This window comes from Streptomyces sp. NPDC047515, from assembly GCF_040643055.1.
In the GTDB taxonomy this organism is placed as follows: domain Bacteria; phylum Actinomycetota; class Actinomycetes; order Streptomycetales; family Streptomycetaceae; genus Streptomyces.
Genome location: NZ_JBEYTM010000026.1, coordinates 18,110 through 40,213, shown reverse-complemented (window position 1 = coordinate 40,213; position 22,104 = coordinate 18,110). Strand labels below are relative to the sequence as shown.

18 protein-coding genes are annotated in these 22,104 nt (G+C 70.7%); 8 read left to right on the top strand and 10 right to left on the bottom strand.

The window, feature by feature from the left end:
* The first annotated feature begins 100 nt into the window (after positions 1–100).
* From ABZ826_RS21685 to ABZ826_RS21675, 3 genes are read left to right on the top strand one after another with little or no spacing between them, the layout of a single operon-like run.
* The gene (locus ABZ826_RS21685; RefSeq protein WP_361450562.1) at positions 101–1,495 is read left to right on the top strand and encodes a M60 family metallopeptidase; all 1,395 of its coding nucleotides are present in this window, start codon (positions 101–103) and stop codon (positions 1,493–1,495) included.
* Between the two features lie 22 nt (positions 1,496–1,517).
* On the top strand, positions 1,518–3,950 hold the full coding sequence (locus ABZ826_RS21680; protein ID WP_361450559.1) for a polysaccharide lyase 8 family protein: 2,433 nt from the start codon (positions 1,518–1,520) through the stop codon (positions 3,948–3,950).
* 36 nt (positions 3,951–3,986) lie between these two features.
* Positions 3,987–5,897, top strand: a complete 1,911-nt coding sequence (locus tag ABZ826_RS21675; protein WP_361450556.1) for a DUF2264 domain-containing protein — start codon at positions 3,987–3,989, stop codon at positions 5,895–5,897.
* A gap of 196 nt (positions 5,898–6,093) precedes the next feature.
* Here ABZ826_RS21675 and ABZ826_RS21670 read toward each other — a convergent pair whose 3' ends face one another.
* The 7 genes from ABZ826_RS21670 to ABZ826_RS21640 all read right to left on the bottom strand — a co-directional run bounded on the left by ABZ826_RS21670 (position 6,094) and on the right by ABZ826_RS21640 (position 14,692).
* Positions 6,094–6,681, bottom strand: coding sequence for a GAF domain-containing protein (locus ABZ826_RS21670; protein WP_361450553.1), 588 nt, complete (start codon positions 6,679–6,681; stop codon positions 6,094–6,096).
* Positions 6,678–7,334, bottom strand: coding sequence for an ATP/GTP-binding protein (locus tag ABZ826_RS21665; RefSeq protein WP_361450550.1), 657 nt, complete (start codon positions 7,332–7,334; stop codon positions 6,678–6,680). Before ABZ826_RS21665 ends, ABZ826_RS21670 begins: the two co-directional genes overlap by 4 nt.
* Positions 7,312–7,683, bottom strand: a complete 372-nt coding sequence (locus ABZ826_RS21660) for a DUF742 domain-containing protein (protein WP_361450547.1) — start codon at positions 7,681–7,683, stop codon at positions 7,312–7,314. Before ABZ826_RS21660 ends, ABZ826_RS21665 begins: the two co-directional genes overlap by 23 nt.
* Before the next feature lie 2 nt (positions 7,684–7,685).
* A complete protein-coding gene (locus ABZ826_RS21655) occupies positions 7,686–8,120 on the bottom strand; it encodes a roadblock/LC7 domain-containing protein (RefSeq protein WP_361450544.1) in 435 nt (144 codons plus the stop codon).
* 7 nt (positions 8,121–8,127) lie between these two features.
* Complete coding sequence (locus ABZ826_RS21650; RefSeq protein WP_361450541.1) at positions 8,128–10,065, bottom strand: ATP-binding protein; 1,938 nt, start codon at positions 10,063–10,065, stop codon at positions 8,128–8,130.
* An 871-nt stretch (positions 10,066–10,936) separates the two neighbouring features.
* A complete protein-coding gene (locus tag ABZ826_RS21645; protein WP_361450538.1) occupies positions 10,937–13,087 on the bottom strand; it encodes a DUF6351 family protein in 2,151 nt (716 codons plus the stop codon).
* A 297-nt stretch (positions 13,088–13,384) separates the two neighbouring features.
* Positions 13,385–14,692, bottom strand: a complete 1,308-nt coding sequence (locus tag ABZ826_RS21640; RefSeq protein WP_361450714.1) for a mandelate racemase/muconate lactonizing enzyme family protein — start codon at positions 14,690–14,692, stop codon at positions 13,385–13,387.
* A gap of 239 nt (positions 14,693–14,931) precedes the next feature.
* On the opposite strand from ABZ826_RS21640, the gene ABZ826_RS21635 reads away from it, so the two are divergent.
* Positions 14,932–15,117: a LacI family DNA-binding transcriptional regulator gene (locus ABZ826_RS21635; protein ID WP_361450535.1), complete on the top strand. Its 186-nt coding sequence runs from the start codon at positions 14,932–14,934 to the stop codon at positions 15,115–15,117.
* A gap of 204 nt (positions 15,118–15,321) precedes the next feature.
* Here ABZ826_RS21635 and ABZ826_RS21630 read toward each other — a convergent pair whose 3' ends face one another.
* The 3 genes from ABZ826_RS21630 to ABZ826_RS21620 form a co-directional block, all read right to left on the bottom strand.
* A complete protein-coding gene (locus ABZ826_RS21630; RefSeq protein ID WP_361450532.1) occupies positions 15,322–15,630 on the bottom strand; it encodes a transposase in 309 nt (102 codons plus the stop codon).
* A gap of 201 nt (positions 15,631–15,831) precedes the next feature.
* The gene (locus ABZ826_RS21625) at positions 15,832–17,034 is read right to left on the bottom strand and encodes an MBL fold metallo-hydrolase (protein WP_361450529.1); all 1,203 of its coding nucleotides are present in this window, start codon (positions 17,032–17,034) and stop codon (positions 15,832–15,834) included.
* A gap of 99 nt (positions 17,035–17,133) precedes the next feature.
* Positions 17,134–17,574: a PPOX class F420-dependent oxidoreductase gene (locus ABZ826_RS21620; RefSeq protein WP_361450526.1), complete on the bottom strand. Its 441-nt coding sequence runs from the start codon at positions 17,572–17,574 to the stop codon at positions 17,134–17,136.
* A 161-nt stretch (positions 17,575–17,735) separates the two neighbouring features.
* On the opposite strand from ABZ826_RS21620, the gene ABZ826_RS21615 reads away from it, so the two are divergent.
* The 4 genes from ABZ826_RS21615 to ABZ826_RS21600 all read left to right on the top strand — a co-directional run bounded on the left by ABZ826_RS21615 (position 17,736) and on the right by ABZ826_RS21600 (position 22,097).
* Entirely contained in the window at positions 17,736–18,323 is a 588-nt protein-coding gene (locus ABZ826_RS21615; protein WP_361450523.1) for a carboxymuconolactone decarboxylase family protein, read from the top strand.
* A gap of 111 nt (positions 18,324–18,434) precedes the next feature.
* Positions 18,435–20,060 (top strand): thiamine pyrophosphate-dependent enzyme, encoded by a 1,626-nt coding sequence (locus ABZ826_RS21610; protein WP_361450520.1) that lies wholly within the window; start codon positions 18,435–18,437, stop codon positions 20,058–20,060.
* Positions 20,057–21,277, top strand: a complete 1,221-nt coding sequence (locus ABZ826_RS21605) for a Glu/Leu/Phe/Val dehydrogenase dimerization domain-containing protein (protein ID WP_361450516.1) — start codon at positions 20,057–20,059, stop codon at positions 21,275–21,277. Before ABZ826_RS21610 ends, ABZ826_RS21605 begins: the two co-directional genes overlap by 4 nt.
* Positions 21,278–21,485: 208 nt before the next feature.
* Complete coding sequence (locus tag ABZ826_RS21600; protein WP_361450513.1) at positions 21,486–22,097, top strand: TetR/AcrR family transcriptional regulator; 612 nt, start codon at positions 21,486–21,488, stop codon at positions 22,095–22,097.
* Positions 22,098–22,104: the final 7 nt, after the last annotated feature.

The window sequence follows — 22,104 nt, the reverse complement described above, 5'->3', positions numbered from 1 at the left end:
TCCCCTTGCGGCTCGATAGCAACCGCTTACATGCTGGCGCCGAGCAGCACCCGTTCCGCACGCTTCCGCCCCTCACTCGTTTCTGCAGGGAGAGTTCCGCATGCGCACAACCACTGACTCCGTCGGCTCCGCCACCGCCCCCTCCTCCGCCTCCTCCCTCGTCGGGCGGCGTTCCGTGCTCGCCGCCGCGGCCGGAGCCGGCGCGGCGATCGCCCTGGGCGCGGGCACGGCCCGAGCCGCGACGGCCGGCGCCGCCTCCGGTCCGGGCGCGGGCCGTCCGGTCCGGCTGACCCTGACCGCGCGGCCGGCCGCCGAGGCCGAGCGGCTGCGGCTCGGACAGGCTCTGCGCGGCTCGGAGTTCCAGCCCACCGGCCTGTACGTCCCGGCCGGTACCCCGCTCTCGCTCACCGTCCAGCCGTACGACGATCTGCTGCCCACCCTGTGGATCGGTGCCTGGGACTACTACGGCGAGATCACCGAGCCCCGGAGCTACCCGCTGACCGCGGGCGCCAATACCGTGACGGACCCGCACGGCGGCCCGGTCTACCTCACCCTGACGGGCCGTGGCGAGCGTGCCGGTGTGCTGGTCCGCTCCGGTGCCGTCGCCATGCCGGTCTTCGCCCTGGGGCGCACCGCCGAGGCCGGCTACCAGCAGCAGCTGGACACGCTCACCGCGTCGCCGTACGTCGAGCTCCACGCCCCGCACACGATCATGACGCTCACCCGCGAGGGTGCGCTGCTGTACCGCGACGAGGACCATGCCGCCCTGCTCGGGCTGGTCGAGACGATCATCGACTCGCATGCCCGGATCAGCGGTCTCGACGGTTCCAAGCCGGTGCACCGCCGCAAGGCGGGGCCGTACCACTTCACCGAGGTCAGCAAGGTGCCGGCCGGTGTCGGCGCCTACGCCACCCACGGCTACAACGGCTTCCCGCGGGCCTATCTCGACCGGGCCACGACGGTGGAGGGGCTGCGCACCCGCGGCTGGGGCCTCTACCACGAACTCGGCCACCTGCATCAGCAGTTCGCCTACAAGCCCGGCGGTCTGACCGAGGTCACGGTCAACATCTACTCGCTGGCCGCGCAGCGCACCCTGAAGCAGCCGTCCAACCTCCTCACGGTCGATGCGACGACGGGACTCACCTACTTCCAGTCCGCACAGGGCAAGTTCGGTACGGCCGGGCTGAGTTACGAGAAGTCGTTCGGCGCCTACGAGCAACTCGTCCCGCTGCGCCAGCTGGAACTGGCCTTCGGTGACGACTTCTGGCCCCGGCTGCACAAGCTGGTGCGCGAGGAGAACCCGCAGTCCCAGTACACGGAGAACGACAAGCGCTACCGGGCCCTCGCCACCTACTCCAGCCGCATCGCCGGTTACGACCTCACGGACTTCTTCGTGAACACCTGGGCGTTCCCGATCGACGCCACCGGCAGAGCGGAACTGGCCGCCCTGAACCTGCCGAAGCCCCCCGTCGACCCGTCCACGCTGGCCGACTGACCGAGGCGAGAGAGGGACCACCATGAACCTCAGCAGAAGGACTCTTCTCGCGGCGGGCACCGCCACGGCCGTCACGGCCGGGACGATGCTCATGACGTCGGCGGGCGCCGCGCAGGCACGGCCCGTCGTGGCCGCGTCCGACAGGGCGACGGCGTCAGCAGACTTCGACACCCTGCTCCAGCGGGCCGAGACGCTGCTCACCGGCGGCGGGTTCGACCCGTCCGACAGCGACTTCACAGCAGCGCTCGCCGCCCTGGACAGCACGGCCGAGGGGCTCTGGAACACCCTCGACCGCGGTGCCGGCCGGACCGCGCTCTGGTCCGACCTCGCCCCGCTCACCGACCCGGGGAACTTCGGTCAGAGTTACACCCGGCTGCGCACCGTCGCCACCGCCTGGGCCACCGAGGACACCTCTCTCGCCGGGAGCGCGGAGGTGGCGGACGCCCTCGTCGCCGCACTGCGTTTCACCTACGACATCGCGTTCAACCCGGCCAAGCGCGAAACCGGCAACTGGTGGTTCTGGGAGATCGGCGCCCCGCGCGCCCTGATGGACTGCTCCGTCCTCCTGCGCGAGAGGCTTCCCGCAGCCGATCTGGCGGATTATCTGGCGGTCGTCGACCGCTTCTGCCCGGACGCGGACCGCCGTACCAACTCCCCCACCCTCGCCGAGACCGGCGCCAACCGCACCGACAAGGCCGTCATCGTGGCGCTGCGCGGGCTGCTGGGGCAGGACGCCGACAAGCTCGTCTCCGCCCGTGACGCGCTCTCCGACGTGCGCGACTCGGGGCGCAACAGCCTCTTCCGTTATGCGAGTTCGGGTGACGGCTTCTACGAGGACGGTTCGTTCGTCCAGCACGACGTGGTCGCCTACACCGGTTCGTACGGCATCGTGCTGCTCAATGGCACCGCCTATCTGCTGGCGCTCCTCGCGGGCTCCGAGTGGGCGGTCGCCGACCCGGACGTGTCGGTGATGTACGAGGCCGTCGAGCGGACCTTCGCCCCGGTGATCTTCGACGGACTGATGATGGACTCGGTGCGCGGCCGGGCGATCTCCCGGGAGCGCGCCGGTGACCACCGCGACGGTGCGACGGCCCTCGCCGCGATCCTGCTCCTCGCGTCCGGCGCCCCCGCCGCGTACGCGGGCCGCTGGCGGGCGCTGGTCAAGGGCTGGCTGACCCACAACCGCACCACGCCTGTCACGGCCCTGGCGACGCTGCCCCAACTCGCCCTGGCCAAGGCAGTGCTGACCGACCGTGCGATCGAGGCCGAGCCGCGCACGACGGGACACTTCGTCTTCGCCGACATGGACCGCGTCGTGCACCGCCGCCCCGGATGGGCCTGCGCGCTGTCGCTGTCGTCGAAGCGGATCTCCGCGTACGAGGCGGGCAACGGCGAGAATCTGCACGGCTGGTACACCGGCGACGGCATGACGTATCTGTACGACGGCGACGACCTGGGGCAGTTCAACGACGGCTTCTGGCCCACCGTCGATCCATACCGGCTCCCCGGCACCACCGTCGACACCCGGCAGCGGTCCGATCTCGGCACGGGCGCCGGTACGTCCACCTACCGTCCGGCGAACGCCGTCGCGGGCGGGGCCGTGCTGGACGGCCGGTACGGGGCCGCCGCGATGGAGGTGATCGGCGCCCAGGGCACCACACTGAGGACCAAGAAGTCCTGGTTCCTGCTGGACAACGCGGTGATCGCGCTCGGCACGGGCATCACCGGGAGCGACGGCCGGACGGTGGAGACGATCGTCGAGAACCGCAATCTCGGCACGGACGGCCGGCACCGGCTGCTGGTCGACGGTGTCCGGCACCCCGTCGAGCAGGGCTGGACCCAGGACTTCGACCGCGCCCGGTGGGCGCATGTCGAGGGCGTCGGCGGCTATGTCTTCCCCGAGGGGACCGCCCTGCGCGCCCTGCGTGAGCAGCGCACCGGCACCTGGCGGGCCATCAATACCGGAGCGGACACGGGCGGCGGCACCGATCCCGTCACCCGGCGCTATCTCACGCTCTGGGTCGACCACGGCCTCTCCCCCACCGACGCCCGGTACGCCTATGTGCTGCTGCCCGGCGCGTCGGCGGCGGCAACCTCGGTCTGGTCACACTCCCGACCGGTCCGGATCGTCGCGAACGACACCACGGCGCAGGCCGTCGAGGTACGCCGGGAAGGGTTGACGGCGGTGAATTTCTGGGGCGCCGGAACCGCGGCCGGGATCACGGCCTCCGGCCCGGCTTCGGTGCTCGTGCGGCGCCGGGGCACGCGCCTGTCCGTCGCGGTCGCCGACCCGGGCCGGACGCTCACCACGCTCTCGGTCGAGCTGCCGTTCCGTGTCCGGTCCGTGGTGGACGCCGATGACACGGTGAGCCTCGTCCCGGGCCGCAGGCCCTTTCTCACCGTCGCCGTGGGCGGCTCACGCGGCCACACCCACCGGGCCGAACTCATCCAGTAACCCGCCTTCGCACCCGTTTTGAGGAGCAGCACCACCATGTCCGTCGCACCGCATCTGCAACTGCCGCCGCCCGACCGGCTCCTGTCGTCACGCACCGGCTGGACCCGGGCCCACTGGGAGGTGACGGCCGACCGGATGCTGGACGCGCTGGTACCGTACGCGACACCCGGCTTCGCGCAGTACCGGCTGCCCGGCAGGCGCAGCTGGTCGGGTGTCGTCTGCGACGGGCTGGAAGGGTTCGCCCGGTCGTTCCTGCTCGCCGCCTGCCGGATCGCGGGCGCGGGCGGGGCGGTCGACCCCGCGCTGATCGAGCGGTACACGGCGGGACTGGCCGCGGGCACGGACCCCGGGAGCGGCGAGTCGTGGCCGCGGCTGACGGACTGTTCGCAGCAGATGGTGGAGGCGGCGTCGGTCGCGGTCGCGCTGCACGAGACCCGGCCGTGGATCTGGGGCCGGCTGGACGCCCGGGTGCAGGAGCGGGTCGTCGACTGGTTCTCCGGTTTCGTCGGCGGACGCACCTGGGACAACAACTGGCGACTCTTCCAGGTGGTGTCCGAGCAGTTCCTCGCCTCGGTCGGCGCCCCGTACAGCCGCTCGGACATCGAGAGCAATCTGGACAGGATCGAGGACTGGTACGTCGGTGACGGCTGGTACACCGACGGGGACGGCCGCAATTTCGACTACTACATCGGCTGGGCCATGCATCTGTACCCGCTGCTGTGGTCGCGGATCGCGGGCCCCGACGACGGCGGCCGGACCGAGGTCTACCGGCAGCGGCTCAGCCGCTTCCTGGAGGACTACCCGCACTTCTTCGGATCGGACGGTGCGCCGGTCCACCAGGGCCGGTCGCTGACGTACCGGTTCGCCGCGCTCGCACCGGTGTGGATGGGGGCGCTCGCCGACTGCACCCCGCTGGCGCCGGGGCTCACGCGCCGACTCGCCTCGGGCACGATGCGGCACTTCGCGGAGCGCGGTGTACCGGACGAGCGGGGGCTGCTGCCGCTCGGCTGGTACGACACGTTCCTGCCGAGCACCCAGCCGTACTCCGGCCCCGCCTCGCCGTACTGGGCGAGCAAGGGCTTCCTCGGACTGCTGCTCCCGGCGGACCATCCGGTGTGGACGGCCCGCGAACTCCCCCTGCCCATCGAGGAGTCCGACCAGTACACCGCGCTGCCCGCCCCCGGCTGGCTGCTGCACGGCACCCGCGACGACGGCATCGTGCGGCTGATCAACCACGGCAGCGACCACAATCCTCCGTACGACGAGGCGGACGATCCGTCCGAGGGCACCCACGATCCGCACTACGCAAAGCTCGCCTACTCGACGGCGACGGCGCCCGAAGCCGCCCCGCACGCCGTGGCTCGCTCCGTCGACGGCCATCTGGCGCTCGTGGCCCCGGACGGCACCCCGTCGTCCCGGCGCCGCATCCATCCGCTGCGTTGCGAGGGCCGCGTCGCCGCCTCCTGGTACGCGGCCCGGCTGCCCGGTGACGACCGGCCGTACCGGATCGGGACGACGAGTGTGCTGCACGGCGGGTGGGAGATCCGGGTGCACCGGGTCGAGGCGCCCGAGGGAGCGGTGGTGCGGGAGGGCGGCCACGCGGTCGCTCATGTGGAGAGCCCCTTCGCCGTGTCCGGTCCCGACTGGGCACTCGCCCGTACGGCCGACGGCCTGAGCAGCGCCCTGGTCGCGCTGCACGGCTGGGACGGTGGGACCGAGGGCGCCGACGTGGCACGTGATGTCCAGTCCAACGCGTACGGACCGCGCTCCGCGATCCCCTATCTGCGCAGCCGGCCGCATCCGGGCGGGCGGAGCATCCATGTGTCGCTGGTCGCCCTCTCCCGGGACGCCGTGCATCCGGAGGCGCTGCGCGACTCGGTGCGGGTGCGGACGGGTGCGGACTCGGTGGTGCTGACGTTCCTGGACGGGACGACGGTCGAGGTCTGACGAACGGGGCCGGTCGATTCCTGAGGTCCGCGTCGGGTCCTGAGGTCCGCGTCGATTCCTGAGGCCGGTCGAGTGGCGGGCCGTGGTCGACGCCGCGCCACGTTGATGCTCCACCGGGGCCGGGTTCACGCCACCCCCGCACGCCGCTCGTGGCCGACCGGCGTCCACTCACTCTCCGGGCCGCCCGGCCGGCGTCTCAGATTCCGAGGCGGTTGCCCTCTCGCTGATCGATGTGCCCGACAAGTTCCTGCGCCAGGGACTTGATCGTGTCCAGCCCTGCCCTGCCCCAGGGCCGGGGCACGGTGTCGACGGCGCAGACGGCGCCCAGGGCGACGCCCGTGCGGTCGATGAGGGGCGCGCCGAGGTAGGAACGGATACCTATGTCGTCGACCACCGGATTTCCGGCGAACCTCGGGTAGTCGCAGACGTCCTCCAGGACGAGCGCCTTGCGCCGTACGACGACATGCGGGCAGTAGCCGCGGTCCAGGGCCACATACCGGGCGCCGCGGCCACTGGCCGCGGCCGTGGCGCCCAGGTCGGAGCCCTTGTTCGCGCCGGCCGGGGTGTGCAGTCCGGCGAAGAACTGCCGGTTCCCGTCGATGAAGTTGACCATCGAGAAGGGCACTTCGGTCACTTCGGCCACCCGGTCGGCGAAGGCGTCGAAGTTGTCGAAGGAGGCGTCGCTGCGCTCCCCGAGGCCCAGGGTCCGCAGCCGCTGCGTACGGACGCGGGCGTCGCGGTCGACGGGCGTGAGCAGCAGCCGGTCGGCGACGTATCGGGTCACGGGTGGGCTCCGAAGCCGGACATCGGGGCCGGTACGGAGGTGGCGTTGATCAGGTGCTGGACCAGTGTGACCAGTGCCCCGGTGCCGGAGCTGGCGATCCGGGCGTCGCAGAGTACGACCGGCACGTCCGCCCCCAGGTCGAGTGCGGCCCGCACCTCCTCGGGCGCGTAGCGGAAGGCGCCGTCGAACTCGTTCACCGCGACGATGAATCCGATGCCGCGCCGCTCGAAGAAGTCGACGGCGGCGAAGCACTCCGCGAGCCTGCGGGTGTCCGCGATCACCACCGCTCCGAGCGCGCCCTGGGAGAGCTCGTCCCACATGAACCAGAAGCGTTCCTGGCCGGGGGTCCCGAACAGATAGAGGACATGCTGCTCGTCGAGCGTGATGCGGCCGAAGTCCATGGCCACGGTGGTGGAGCTCTTGGACTCGATGCCGTCGAGACTGTCGGTCGCCGCGCTGACCTGGGTCAGCAGCTCTTCCGTGCTCAGTGGCGCGATCTCACTGACCGCGCCGACGAACGTCGTCTTGCCGACGCCGAACCCACCTGCCACCAGCACCTTGAGCGCGACGGGAAAGCCTTCGCAGCCGCCCGATCGGTCGCTGCCACCGGAGTCGTAGGTGCTGCCGGAGTCATAGCTGTCGTCGTAAGCCATCGAGCACTGCCTCCAGCAGGGATCGGTCGGTGGGCATGTCATGGAAGGCCGGCGGATGCGCGGTGACCGCCCCGCAGTCCACCAGGTCGGATACGAGCACCTTGGTGACGACCGCGGGCAGCCGTAGCTGGGCGGCGATCTCGGCCACGGAGGTGGGACCGCCGCACAGCCCCAGCGCCACGGAGTGCTCGGGACCCAGATGCGTCTGCGGCTCAGTCCCCGTGGCCATCACCAGGGAGAGCAGGTCGAGCACGGTCGTCGGACGGGTGCGGCCGTTGCTCACCGTGTACGGGCGGATGAGCCGGCCGGCCGCGTCGTCGAGCAACGGCCCGTCCTGTGGGACCGACACCCTCAAAGTCCCGTGGGGCTCGGGGCCCCGGCCGCTTGTCTCGCCGGAGTCATCAGGTAAGGCCGGACGCTCTTGACCAGCATGGTCATCTCGTAGCCGAGCACCGCAGGGTCCGCCTCCCGGCCGGCGAGTACGGCGAGGCAGGTACCCGACCCGGCGGTGGAGACGAACAGCAGCGTCGAGTCGAGCTCGACCACCACCTGGCGTACGTCGCCGCTGTCGCCGAAGCGCGCGCCGGCGCTGCGGCCGAGTGAGTACAGGCCCGCGGCCAGCGCCGCCATGTGATCGGCGCTGTCGGCGTCCATGCCATGGAGGGACTTCACCAGTCCGTCGGCGGAGAGGAGGACAGCGCTGCGTGTGTACGGCACGCGCTGGACCAGTCCGCTCAGCAGCCAGTCGAGGTCCGAGACCTGACCGGACGGCATATCGGTCGCCATGGTGCATCTACTCCTTGGAGGTGTTCGCTTCGAGAGGGTCGGTGGCCGGGGCCGGGGCCGGGGCCGGAACGGGGGCCTGGTGGTACGGGGCGGCGGTCGCCGTCCGTCCCCGGACCGGCAGCGGGACCTGGGGCCGCCAGGCCTGGGAGGGCGCCGATTCGTGGTGCATGTCCGGGGCCGGGTCGGTGTCCGTCTCTGACTCGGTGCGGGCCTCGGCCAGTTCGATGCCCCGCCGGAAGGCCGCCATGAGACCCGGATCGTGCAAGGCCTGTTCGTCCTCGGCGCGTGGGACGGGTGCCTCTCTGAGCTGCGGAACCAGATGCTCCTGATGGGCGCGCCTGGGAAGTTGCGGCCGGCCCATGGTGCCGCGTACGACGCCGGGCTCGCAGTGTTGCGACGCGGGGGCGTCGTCCGTGCGCCGGATTCCGGGTCGGGCCTCGGCCGGGGTCGGACGATCGAGGCGCTCGGCGCGCAGGGGGAGCGGTGGGGCTTCGTCCTGGCGACGCGCCTGCTGGGGTGGCTGATGCAGACGCAGCGGCTGGCTGGGGACGTAGGGCTGCCGGTCGGTTCCGGCCTGCGGACCGGGTGCCGGGCCGGGGCTCAGGCTCGGATCCGGCCTGCGGTGGCTGCCCGGGTCGTCCTCGGCGGGTGGGCGGTGCACGGGTCCCGGGGGCGGGACCGGAGCCGCGTCGCTCCCGGCCGGGGCGTCCGCGTCCGCGCCCAGCAGGCACTGCGGGAGGACGAGTACGGCCTGTGTGCCTCCATAGATGTTGCTCTGCAGCCGGACCGCGATGCCGTGCCGCCGGGCGAGCGACGCGACGACGAACAGGCCGATCCTGCCGTCCTGCAGGAGTCGGGCCACACTGACCCGGTCGGGGTCGGTCAGCAGGGCGTTCATCCGCCTCTGCTCGTCGCCGGGCAGGCCGAGGCCCCGGTCCTCGACCTCGAGCGCCAGCCCGGCGGTGACCTGCTGGGCGCGCAGCAGCACTTGGGTGTGCGGGGCGGAGAACACGGTGGCGTTCTCCACCAGTTCGGCCAGCAGATGGATCACATCGGCCACGGCGTGACCGCGCAGGGTGCCGTCGATCGGGGGTACGAGTTTGACCCGTGGGTACTGCTCGACCTCGGCGATCGCCGAGCGCAGGACCTCGGTCATGGTGACCGGGTTGCTCCACTGCCGCCGCGAGACGGCGCCCCCGAGCACGGCGAGGTTCTCGGCGTGCCGGCGGATGCGGGTGGCGAGATGGTCGACCTGGAAGAGGCCCTTGAGCAGATCGGGGTCCTCGACCTCGTGCTCCAGCTCGTCGAGCAGTTGGATCTCGCGATGCACCAGTGACTGCAGACGGCGGGCGAGGTTGACGAAGACCTCGACCTTCTGTTCCTCGCCGGCGTGATCGGGGAGCCGGGACGCCTGCACGACGGCGGCCACGGCGGCCTCCTGCTGGCGGCCGAGTTCCTGCGCGAGCAGCTCGAAGGCGTCGCTGCCGGGGGCGGCGGGCGGAGCGGGCCGTCGTGCGGGTACGGGCTCACCGTTGCGGAGCTGTTCCACCACACGCTGCAGTTCGGCCTGGCCCTGTGCGCTGGCCCTGCGCAGGGCCAGACAGCGGCCGAAAACAGTGGTGGCGACGCGGTTGGCGGCGAGGTACGCGGACAGTACGGCGGCGAGGGCCAGTGCGCCGGCCACGCCCAGGGCGCTCCACAGTTCCGTCGTCGGCCGCGCGCCGGTGGTGCGGACGGTGAAGATGACCGCCGCGGCGCCGCTCAGCACGGCGGCGACGGTCGGCAGCACCGCCGTGCGCAGGACCTGGGGGCGTATACGCGCCTCGGGGGATGGCTGGGTGGCGCGCGGCCTCGCCGTGGCCGAGTGGGAATGGGCACCGGGTCGGCCGTGCCGTCCGCCCTCTCGGCGTTCCGGTCGCCCTTCGGGTGCGCGAAGTTGAGACATCAGTGTCCTCGGTACGTGGGGCACCAGGAATCGGCGTTCATGTGGTGGCACCTACGGTGGTCGGTCAGGCTCGGTTCATCGGTCGGGCAGGCTCGGCAGTCATGAGCCCACCGTTGATCACCGAGCACACACAGTAGTCGTCAATCACGTATGCGCAACGGGCAGTTGTCGAACTTGCCCGCCATCCGTCCCACTCTGGTATGAGCTTTCGCACAGTCGACCGAAAACTCCGCATTGACACCTGGTCGGCGGACACTCGAACGGCCTACGGCGGCGAGTTCCTGAGCGCATGGAACGGCCAGGCCCGTCCGGTCGTGCGCCGGACGGGCCTGGCCGTCTGTCGTTGCGCCGTCGTTGCGCGTCGCGTGATCCGTATTCCCACCGGTCCCGGGACTCGTGGGACCAGGGGCCGCCGGCCCGATGGCTGACCCGCCCTGCTCCCCACAGCTGCAAGGCGGCATGCTCAGGATGGCGTGGCACCGGCGAACACCCCGGTCCGGTCCGACACCACCACGCCCGAAGAATCAGGCGATATCCCCGCCCCACGCACTTCGTGCTCCTTGATGGACGAGAAGACACGCAAAGAGGAAGTGCTTCCTGGCCATCAGACCCGCGCTCCCCCGGCGGGCCGTGTCCGGTCCTCGGCCGGGGACCGGACACGGCCCGCCAGGGCTGGGAATGCCGCCAGGCCGCCCCGCACCCCGATGCTCTCCTCCCCCCACTGACGACAAGGAGGGGAAGAGAGGGGGTGACGACGCTTCAGCGAGCAGGAAACAGATGCTGACCTGGGCGAACGCGGGAACTCACCACCATTGACACCGAAGCGCGAGGTCGCACCTGCCCCCGTTTTGGCTCACCCGCCGCGATCCTGTCACTTCCGGTCGAAGGAGAGCCATGTACCGGCGAGGTCCTGCTGACCCACCCCGGGCCTGGACCAGTCGCAGACACCGTCCCGGAAGATCGCCTTCAGATCCCTGAACTGGCCTTCGGTCACTGGCACTCGGTAGTCCGAGCGGATCACGGGACGCTTGCGGCACTTGACGATGTCGTTCGCCACATCGGCTCCGGCGACCATCCGCGGCGATGTCCACACCGGATAGAGGGTGTTGCACTCGGTGTTGTTGATCCCCTCAACCTGGGGCTCCGTGATCTTCTTCGCACCGATGCCACGGGTCCAGCAGGCGTCCGTGAGACCCTGCGGCTTGTGGCGGACGATCTTCTCGATGGGGGCGTCGTTGCCGGAGTCTCCCTTGATGCCGGTGAGCCACTGGTCCATGTCGGACAGCATCCCGGCGAGAGTGAATCCGTGCCCGTTGGAGCGGGTGAGCATGACCTGGTTGGCGTGGGTGCCGTTGGCCTTGTCCAAGCGCGCCCGGGTGGAGAAGGAGTGGAAGCGCATGTGCATGTCGCCGGCCTCCGCGTCGTCCGTGTAGTCGCGGTAGTCGATGATCGGAACGTCGGCGAGGCCGGCACCGCCGTTCAGCATGCGACCCGTGCGGTAGGCCGTCCGTACCGCCTTGAGATCGGCTACGGTGCGCTCCGCGGCGGGCTTGGCGTCGTCGTCGAGGCCGCCGATACGCCGGTTCAGGCCGATGAACTGGTCCATGTCGATGGTCCCCTTGTTCAGGGCCTCAAGTCCGTACTGGATACCCGTGTTGTCGAGCGGCCTGCGCGCCTTCCCTGTCTCCGGTACCTCGCCGTAGACGTTCACGGTATGGCTGTAGACGTCACAGCGGGCACCGTCCGGGTTGGTGTCGGGGTCGTAGCGCTGTCCCTCGGGCAGTTGGGGCGGGCAGAACACCGTAGGGTCGATACGGCCGCCGGCCCTGGCCAGGCTGCCGATGCTCTCCCACTTGCCGAACCCGGAGACCGCCTTCTGCTGCTCCTTGGTGAACGCGTCCGGCGCTACTTCCTTGAAGTAGTGGTTCAGTAGCTGGGCGTCGCTGAGCGTGTGAATCGTCCCGAAGCCGACGTCGGGGAAGCTGCAGCCGGAGAGGATGCCGTCCAGCAGACCCGGATAGTTGTCGGCGATCTGGTGGGTCTGGTACGAGCCGCCGGAGCAGCCGTTTCCGATGGTGAAGGCCGGGTCGCCGTACGTCTCCACGAAGCGTTCCTTGACCATGCTCATGGTCTCGGCCGCCAGCAGGTCGTTGCAGTTGTTGCCGAAGACGTTCAGCGTGGACGATGCGACACCATAGCCCTTGCTCAGATACGTGTCGTTCATGATGCCGGCGGTGTTGCGGCCCTGGACGTACCAGCCGCTGTTACAGCCCCCACCGAAGCCGTACACGAGGCGCCCGTTCCAGCCCGGCCCACGCTGCAGCGGGTCGGGGGTGCCGGACTTCGGGTCGTGCAGCACGGCCGTCTCGTAGATACCGCGGTTGATGGTGCCGGTCTCGACGCGGACGATGTACGGCACCTCCTTGCCCGCGCTCGTCTTGGCGGTAGCCAGATCGGCGGGACGGACGTTCTGGTCGGGCAACGGAACGAACTTGCCGGCCGTGGTGCGATACATGTAATCGACGCGGGTCTTGACCGAGCAGTCCTTGTCGATCGGCTGCCCGAGGGTGCCGCCGGTGACCGTCTTGAATTCGGCGGTGTCACAGACGAACGGCTGCTCGTGCGGCCCGGCGAACACCGGCCCCGTGATGGGGTGGTTCTTCAAGGTCAGTTGTCCGGTGCCCGCACCCTGAGCTCTGGCAGTGAGCCTGTTGTCGCCCTTGGACAGCTCCTTCACCACGCCCATCAGCGCATTGTCGCCGGAGCGCCGGAAGCTCGAGGTCACGTCCCGGCCTTCCACCTCGACCTGGACTTTGTCGGCCGCTACGGAGGCGGGCACCTCGACACGTATCAGGGCGTCGTCTCCCGACACCGTGCCGGGCCGCGACGACACGACCGTCACCTGCAGCTTCTCGCGTTCCTGACTGCCGGCCGGCGTCGCCGACGCGCCTACCAGCACGCCCATGAACGCTATACCGGCAAGGCCCAGTTCGACCGGCCTCGCGGCTCCTCTGAACGACACGACGGAACTCGCCTCACTTCCTGAAGTCGGAGATCATACTCAGTGTGCAGACGCGGGCCGTGGGCCCGCCGGGACGGTGATGCGAATGTCCCGTTGTCATGGTGTGCGGCTTCCCAGCCGGTGACATGGGCATGGCACCTCTGGTGGCGTACGGGCGATACCTGCCGACGAGGCAGGTCTCTGGGTTGTGCCTCTTCGCTCGATGGTCGGGGTGCGCAGGAGCGTGCATGCTGGTGGAATGACTGAAGATCAGCCGCTGCCTCGGGATGAAGCGGCCCTCCGGCTACTTCGAGAGCGTCACGGGCTGCCATCCGAGGTTGCCCTGTGCGACGGCGAGATGCTGACCGTCTTCAACATCGCCCGGGGATACGAACTCCGTCGGCAGGCGCAGGGGTTGTCCGGAAAGGACCCGATCCTTGTCCGGCGTCCGCGGATGGGGCACAAGGGTTGTACGCGGCCTTCGATTCCGCAGGGGCGGTGGCGGGCCCGCGCGGCCGACCGACCCTGCCTCGCAACCAGTTGGTGAACGCCCCGTCCACCGTGTGCAAGTGCGGGCGCTCGGCTGTCGCGGCTGGTACCAGCGTGCCGCCCCCCGGTCGATGCCGGCGCCGATGCCGGGGCGGGCAGTTCGCTCAGCTCCACCCACCCCGGCGAGATCGTCGGCCGCGCGGTGAAGAGGCCGGCGATGGCCGGCTCGGGGTCGGTCTGGTGCTCCTGGATCGCCACATTGGGGCAGGCCGGGTTGAGTTGGAGCGAGGAGGCAGCGGTGACCGGGCCGAGCGGGTTGTGGGTGGCGAGCTTGATGTGGTGGGTCTCCGCCATTGCCGCGATCCTCTTCGCCTCGGTCAGGCCCGCGGCCACCCCGACGTCCACGCGCGCGAAATCGATGAGGTCGTCGTCGATGAGTGTCCTGAACTCCCATGCGGAGCCGTACTGCTCACCTGCGGCCGGCGGTACGCCGGTGCGGGCCCGCAGCATGCGGTAGCTGTCCGGGTTCTCACAGCGCAGTGGGTCCTCGACGAAGTACGGGCGGGCCGCCGCGATCTCCCGGCACGGAGTCAGCGCCTCCGACGGATCCAGGCGCGTATGGACGTCGAGGATCAGCTCCATCTCTTCGCCGACCGCGTCCCGCACCTGATGGAAGAGGTCGATCGCGTCGCGCAGGCAGCAGCGGGCGTTGAGCGTGCCGTCGGCGTCGTGCGGCGAGGCGAACCGCAGATGGCGCCGGCCCTGGGCGACCAGGTCGCGACAGCGGTCCAGGAACCACGCGCGGTCGTGGTAGCCGTCGCCGACATACACATAGGCGGGTACGTGATCACGCACCCGCCCACCGAGGAGTTCATGCACCGGTACGCCGAGCGCCTTGCCCCGGATGTCCCAAAGGGCCACATCCACTGCTGCGATGGCGGCGCCGAGTATGCGGTCGGCGGGGAAGAACCCGCGCCGGAACATCACCTGCCAGAGGTGCTCGATCCGTCGCGGGACCTCGCCGACGATCAGCTCCGCGAGGTGCTCGAGACCGCCCGCGACCGCCCGTTGGCGCGACCTGATGCCGACCTCGCCCAGGCCGTGGATGCTCTCGTCGGTGTCGACCACGACCAGCATCATGCTGTCGCCGTGGTCGGGAGAGTCAGCACTTCCAGGCCGGTGATCTTCATACCACTCCTCTATGAAAACGTTCCCGCGATTTCAGTGCAGTTGTTGAGAACACATCATCGGCAGCAGTCGAGGCGAAGCGCAAGTCCCGTGCATGCAGGTGGATTTCCTCGACATGACAGTCCTGACACGCGTCTTGACACGCCCTGGGAACGTTCGCAAACATCAACCGCATTCGCAGGATCCAGGTGCGAGACGACCGGGGTCCCCCGGCTCAGGACGACGAGGAGGCCGTCCGTGGCAGTCACGACCGGGAGGTGGCGAGCGCCGCGGGCGTCTCGGTGTCGACGGTGTCCCGTGCGTTCACCGCACCCGACCAGGTGCAGCCGAAGACCCGGCAGCGCATCCTCGATGCTGCGGCCGCTCGGCGGTGATCCTCGGGACACCGTAGGTGCCGTCCGAGGCTCGGTGGACGGTGCATATCAGGGCGGGAAGCCGTGCGTCGGCCCCCTGCCGGGCTGCCCGCAGCGACGCCGTCCGGCGCCAGTAGTAGAAGGTCGACCGGGCCAGGCCCAGCACACGGCACAACCGCTTCACGCCGTATCGGCGCTGGTGGTCCTCAACGAACTGGCAGCGGTTCACCAGCCCGTCTCCGCCGCGAAATAGCGGGCCGCCTTGCACAGGATCTCGCGTTCCTTCTTCAGCTCGGCGTTTTCCCGTCGCAGGGCGGCGACCTCGGCTTCCAGCGCCGACGGCACTACCGGGGCTGAAGACGGGGCGGTCGAACTCCGGCCCCGCGGGCGGCCGGAGCCGGCCGCCCGGATCCAGTTCCGCAGCGTCTCCGCGTTGATCCCCAGGTCCGCGGCAACCTGCTTGATCGTCGCTTCCGGCCGCGACTCGTACAACGCGACCGCATCCGCCTTGAACTCGGCGGAATAGTGCTTCATGACCACGACACGTCCATCTCTCAGATCCTCAAGATCCACTATCTCGAGTGTCCAAGATCAGGGGTGAGGGCCACCTTCGACGTCACCCCTCACGAGGCACACATGAAGGGGGAGTTCGGCGGCTCCAGCACGCTCACACCGGCCGGCTTCATGTTCTCCCGCGCGGTGTACGGGGCGAGGGGCTTTCACCCCTGCCCCGAGTCACCGCTCACCTGCGAGATCAAGATCGCGATTGTCCTGACCCTGAGCAACGTCCGTTGCCTCGCTGCGGCGCCAGGGGTGAGCAATCGGGGCAGCCACGGCGCGCCACCACGGCTCTGCGGGAACGGTCAGGGCCGTGGGCTCGAAGGGTTCACCGGGGCGTGGCAGGGCGATCCGGGCACCGGCGTCCTCCGCCGCGGCGAGGGTGCCTTCGCCGGGCTCGGCCCACGAGTGCGGGGCGAGGTTGAAGGTGGCCCAGTGGATCGGAAGCATCGCACCGAGCGGCTCGCCGCCCTGGAGATCCAGATGGGCCCGCATGCCCTCGGCCGGCGTCATATGGATGTCCGGCCAGTACTCGGAGTACGCGCCGATCTGGATCATCGTGGCGTCGAAGGGGCCATGTTCGGCGCCGATGTCCTTGAAGCCGGGGAAATACCCGGTGTCGCCGCTGTGGTAGATCCGGTGCTCGGGCCCCGCGACGGCCCAGGACGCCCAGAGCGTGTGCTGCTGGTTGCGCAGGCCGCGGCCGCAGAAGTGCCGGGCCGGGGTCGCGGTGAGACTGATCCCGGCGATCTTCGTGGTCTCGTTCCAGTCCAGCTCACGCATCCGGTCCGTGGACACGCCCCACCGCTCCAGATGGGCGCCGACGCCCAGCGGAACGGCGAACACCGTGTCCGTGCCCGCGAGGGCCCGGATCGTCGGCAGATCCAGATGGTCGTAGTGGTCGTGGGAGATCACCACGGCGTCCACCGGGCCGAGCGAGGCAAGCGGCAGGGGGACGGGGTGCAGCCGTTTGGGCCCGGCGAAGGCGAACGGCGAGCAGCGCTCACCCCACACCGGGTCGAAGAGCACCCGTCGGCCGTCGATCTCGGCGAGCACGCTGGAATGGCCCATCCAGGTGAGCCGCAGCCCGGTGGCGGGCGGCTCGGCGAGGTCGGCGTACGTGGTGGCGTGGACGGGGACGGTGCCGACCGGCGCCCTGCGCGCCCGCTCCTCCTTGCGGAAGTAGACCTTCGCGAACTCCAGGGTGGATCCGGACGGCCTGGTCCGTGCCCCCACCGGGTTCTGGAAGACACCGTCGGCGAAGTTGGGTGAGCGGCGGATGCGCTCCATACGGGCACCCGCCGGATCGGCGCCGAATGCGGCGGGGCGCAGCGAACGCAGCCGGGTGCGGAGCGGGAGCAAGGGGTCGGCGCCGGTCACATCATCTCCTGAGGGAGTCGGTGTCGTCTCATTATGGGTGGGGGGTACGACAGTGCGAGTGCGCAGCGGCCGTCGTGCGGACGGCCGGGCCGGACGCCGTCAGCCACGCGGCTGCCCGTACGCGCGCTCGATGTGCAGCCGCAGCACCACACGCCGGTCCCGGACCATCGCCTCGCGGTAGTCGTCCCAGTCGGGGTGTTCGCCCTGGACGTCGCGGTAGAGCGTGATCAGTTCTTCCACCGTGGCGTCGTGCGGGTCGGCCGCGACCGGGGACAGTTCGGCCGCACCGTCCACGACCGTCCAGGCCCAGCGGTCCACGCTGGTGACGTGGTAGCTCGCCCTCGGGTCGCGGCGGAGGTTCTTCGTCTTCGCCCGGCCCTCGGTGATCGAGACGCGGACGATGCGCTCCTCGGGATAGTAGAAGTGGTTGACATTGGACAGCTGGGGCCTGCCGTCGCGCCTGAGCGTCACGAGCACGCCGCCGTTCTCCTCGCCGAGCAGCCCGAGCAGCGCGTCCTGCTGTGCGTCGATTCCCGTCATGCCGGATCCAACGTCCGTACCCGCCACAGGATTCCGCATCCGGCCGCACTCCCATGTCACATCCGGGGCGACCCCGTCCGTCACACCCGTGAACGCAGCCGCCGTCCGGCGTCCCCCCGGGCCGCCGGACGGCATCCGAGCCGTATCGAAGGAGACCGGCCATGACGAACGCCCGCATCTCGCTCGACCCGCCCCGCACCCTCCTGTTCCGCGCCGTGTCGTGGTACTCGAACCGTGCGTACGGCAAGGTCATCGATCCCGTACGGGTCAATGCCCACCACACCGGGGTGCTGTGGGCCGGAGCCCGGTTCGAATTGGCGGTGGGCCGCTGGAAGAAGCTGGACCCGCAGCTCAAGGCGCTGGCCGTCATGACGTCCGCGGCCACCATCGGATGCAGCTGGTGCATGGACTTCGGCTACTGGGAGAACCACCGCCACGGCATCGATCCGCGCAAGCTGCGTGACGTGCCGGTGTGGCGCGAGAGCGAGGCGTACACCTCGCTGGAGCGCGACGTCATGGCCTACGCGGAAGCGATGAGTCTCACACCGCCCGAGGTCGGGGACGCGCTGGTGGAGCGGCTGCGGACCGCGCTCGGTGAGGCGGCGCTCGTCGAGCTCACGACCATGGTCGCGGTGGAGAACATGCGCTCGCGCACCAACTCCGCCCTCGGGCTGACCAGCCAGGGCTTCAAGGACCGGTGCGAGGCGGAACGCCCCGCGAGCCGGCGACCGCCGCGGTCCGGCCACTGAACGACGATTCAGCGCAGGTCGCATTGACACGACCGCTCGCGCCTCCCGATACTGACCGACGGTTCAGTAAATCGACCGGTCGGCACCGACCTGTCAGTGGAGGGAGGCCGGGTGGCCGGGCAGCCGAGAAGTGCGTCGCCGACGGGTGGCGAGGCCGTGGTCCGCGCCCTGGCGGCCCACGGGGTCACCACGGCGTTCGGGATTCCGGGAACGCACAACCTGGAGATCTACCGGCATCTGACGCGGTACGGGATCGCCCATGTCACGCCCCGGCACGAACAGGGTGCGGGGTACGCGGCGGACGCGTACGCCCGGGTCGCCCAGCGGCCCGGGGTGGCGATCACCACCACCGGACCAGCGCTTCTCAACATCACGGCCGCGGTCGGACAGGCGTATTCGGACAGCGTGCCGCTGCTGGTCGTGTCGCCCGGGATGCCGTTGCGCCACCCGCGTCAGCCGGCCGGTCTGCTGCACGAGATGCGCAGCCAGTCCGAGGCGCTTCGTGCGGTCGCGGCGTTCAGCCACCGGGTGTCGACGATCGAGGAGATCGGCTCGGCGGTGGCGCGGGCGTTCACCCTGTTCCGTTCGGGACGCCCGCGTCCGGTCCATGTCGAGGTGCCGCTGGATCTGCTGGAGACGGCGGGGCCTGTGGGGCCGGTGCGGCACACGCCACCGCTGTCCGCCCCGGTCCCTGCCGGACCCGCGCTCCGGGACGCGGCCGAGGTCCTGCGGGCGGCCCGGCGGCCCGTGCTGGTCCTGGGCGGAGGGGCACGGTCCGCGTCCGCCGGGTGTCTGGCGCTCGCCGAGGCGCTGGCCGCCCCGGTCGTCACCACCGCCAACGGCAAGGGGATCGTCGACGAGACGCACCCGCTCTCGCTCGGGGTGTCACTGCACAGCCCCTCTGTGCAGAAGTGGCTGGCGGGCCGAGACGCGGTGCTCGCGGTCGGCACCGAGCTGGCCGAGTCCGACCTGTGGTCCGCGCCGCCGCAGCTGGGCGGCACGCTGATCCGGGTCGACATCGACCCCGCCCAGATGTACGCGGGACTGCCCGCCGATCTGGCGCTGGTCGGCGCGGCGCACCCCACGCTGGACGCGCTGCGCGACGAGCTGGCACAGGCCGGAATCGGCGCCCCGGACATGCGCGAGAGCCCCGCCGCGGTACGTGAGCTGCGTGCCGCACGGGACGCCGAAACCGCGCGGCGCGACGTCCGCTGGCTGCCGTATCTGCGGGCCGCGCGGGCCGTGTCGGCCGCCGACACGATCTGGACCTCGGACAGTGCGCAGTGCTGCTACTACGGCGCCCTGCCCCATCTGCCCATCGGCCCGCGCGGGCGCTATCTGCACCCGACCGGCTTCGGCACGCTCGGCTACGCGCTCCCCGCGGCGATCGGCGCGAAGACGGCGTACCCCGACCGGCAGGTCGTGGCACTCAGCGGGGACGGCGGGCTGCAGTTCTCCGTGCAGGAGCTCGCCACCGCCGCCCAGCTGCGGCTGCCGCTGCCCGTCGTGGTCTTCGACAACGGGGGCTACGGGGAGATCCGTGACGAGATGGCGGCGCGCGGCGACATCCCCACGGCCGTCGATCTGCCGTCCGTCGACCTGCCCGCGCTGGCGCGGGCGTACGGCGGCCACGGCGCCCGTGCCGACACCCCCGAGGCGCTCGCCCGTGCCCTGTCCCTGGCCCTGACGACCCCTGGGCCCACCGTGATCGCTGTGACCGAGGAGAGCCCCCGATGACGACACCTGCGGTGTCCCGCGCCACCATCCCTTCCGCCCCGCTGATCTCGCTCACCTGGACCGACCACATCACCGGCCGCCAGGGCCATCTGGTCGTCGACCGCTTGGTGCGCGGGGTCTCCAGCGGCGGGCTGCGGATGCGGGCGGGCTGCACACTCGACGAGGTGGCAGGGCTGGCCCGCGGCATGACGATGAAGGAGGCCCTCCACTTCGACGTCGACGACACGGGGGCCCGCTACATACCGCTCGGCGGCGCGAAGGGCGGCATCGACTGCGATCCCCGTGACCCCGAGGCGTACGGCGTTCTGGTGCGCTATCTGCGGGCGGTGCGCCCGTACATCGAGAACGTATGGACGACCGGCGAGGACCTGGGGCTCACCCAGGACATCGTGGACCGGGCGGCGGCCGAGGCCGGGCTCGTCTCCTCGGTCCAGGCCGTCTATCCACTGCTCGACGACGAGACGGCGGCCCGCCGACGGCTCGCCGACGCGTTCGCCGTCGAGGTGGACGGCATCGGGCTCGACGAACTGGTCGGCGGTTGCGGGGTCGCCGAGTCGGCGCTCGCGGCGCTGGACCGGGCGGGCGTCCCGTACGGGGAGGCGAGGGTCTCCGTGCAGGGGCTCGGCACCATGGGCGGGGCGACGGCCCGGTTCCTGTCGCGGGCCGGGCTGACTGTGGTTGCCGTGGCCGACATCAAGGGCACGATCGCCAATCCGGCCGGTCTCGATGTCGAGGCGCTGCTGGCCGCCCGGGACGGGTACGGGACGGTGGACCGCGGCGCGCTCCGGGACGGCGACCGGGAGCTGCCCGCGGACGCCTGGCTCGCGCAGGATGCCGAGCTGCTGGTCCCGGCGGCGGTCTCGTACGTGATCGACACCACCAACCAGTCCCGGATTCGTGCCCGTTGGGTCGTCGAGGCGGCGAACATGCCGGTGCTCGCCGAGGCGGAGAGGCTGCTGGCGGCGCGCGGGATCACGGTGCTGCCGGATGTGGTCGTCAACTCCGGCACGAACGCCTGGTGGTGGTGGACCCTGTTCGGTGACATCGGCGCGGACGCCGACGAGGCGTTCGGGCACACCCGCCGCTCGATGCGGGCCCTGATCGGACGGATGCTGGATCGCGCGGAGACCGACGGCAGCACCCCGCGGGCCGCCGCCCATGCCATCGTCGCCGACCGGCTGCCCGTCATGACGGAACGGTTCGGCTGGTACCGCTGAATCCGACCGCGCCTCTGGCCAAAACCGTTCCGGCCGACGGCCGACGCGTGCGGGGCGTGGACGCGCGCCTGATCCGCGCGCACGACTCCGCCGTGCCGGGTTCCGGGGCCGACGGCGCGGGTCGGCACGCCGGGCGTCCGGTCCGCGCGGAGCCGCGCGGCTCCGCCCCCGGACTGCCTCCTGGGCGCGCATTCGTTAGGGTGACGCCGTGGCAAGAGTGCGGTTGAGCGTGGCGGAACGGCGCGAGGAACTCCTGCGTGCTGCCGTCGAACAGATCGAGGTGCGGGGGGTGGCGGCGGTACGGATCGCCGACGTGGCCGCCGTGCTCGGCGTGAGCAACGCACTGGTGCTCTACCACTTCTCGACCAAGGAGAAGTTGGTCGCGGCCGCCTTCGCACATGCCGCCGAGGCCGATCTCGCCCATCTGCGCAAGCTGTTGAGCCGCCGTACCAGTGCGGTGCGACGCCTGCGCACCGCAGTCCGCTGGTACGCGCCGACGGGCCAGGCCAAGGGCTGGCGGCTGTGGATCGAGGGCTGGGCCGCCTCGCTGCGTGATCCGGCACTGCGCAATGTGGCCGGCGATCTCGACCAGCAGTGGAAGGCGGAGCTGGCCGAGGTCATCGAAGAGGGCGCCGCAGCCGGTGAGTTCCAGTGCGACGACCCGATGTCCGTGGCGTGGCGGCTGACCGCCCTGCTGGACGGCCTGGCCGTGCAGATGATCTCGTACGCGGGTCCGCTCTCCCGGGCCACGATGCTCGCCTGGACCGACGAGGCACTCGCCCGTGAACTCGGCATCGACCGGACGGCGCTGACAGCCTGAACCGCGT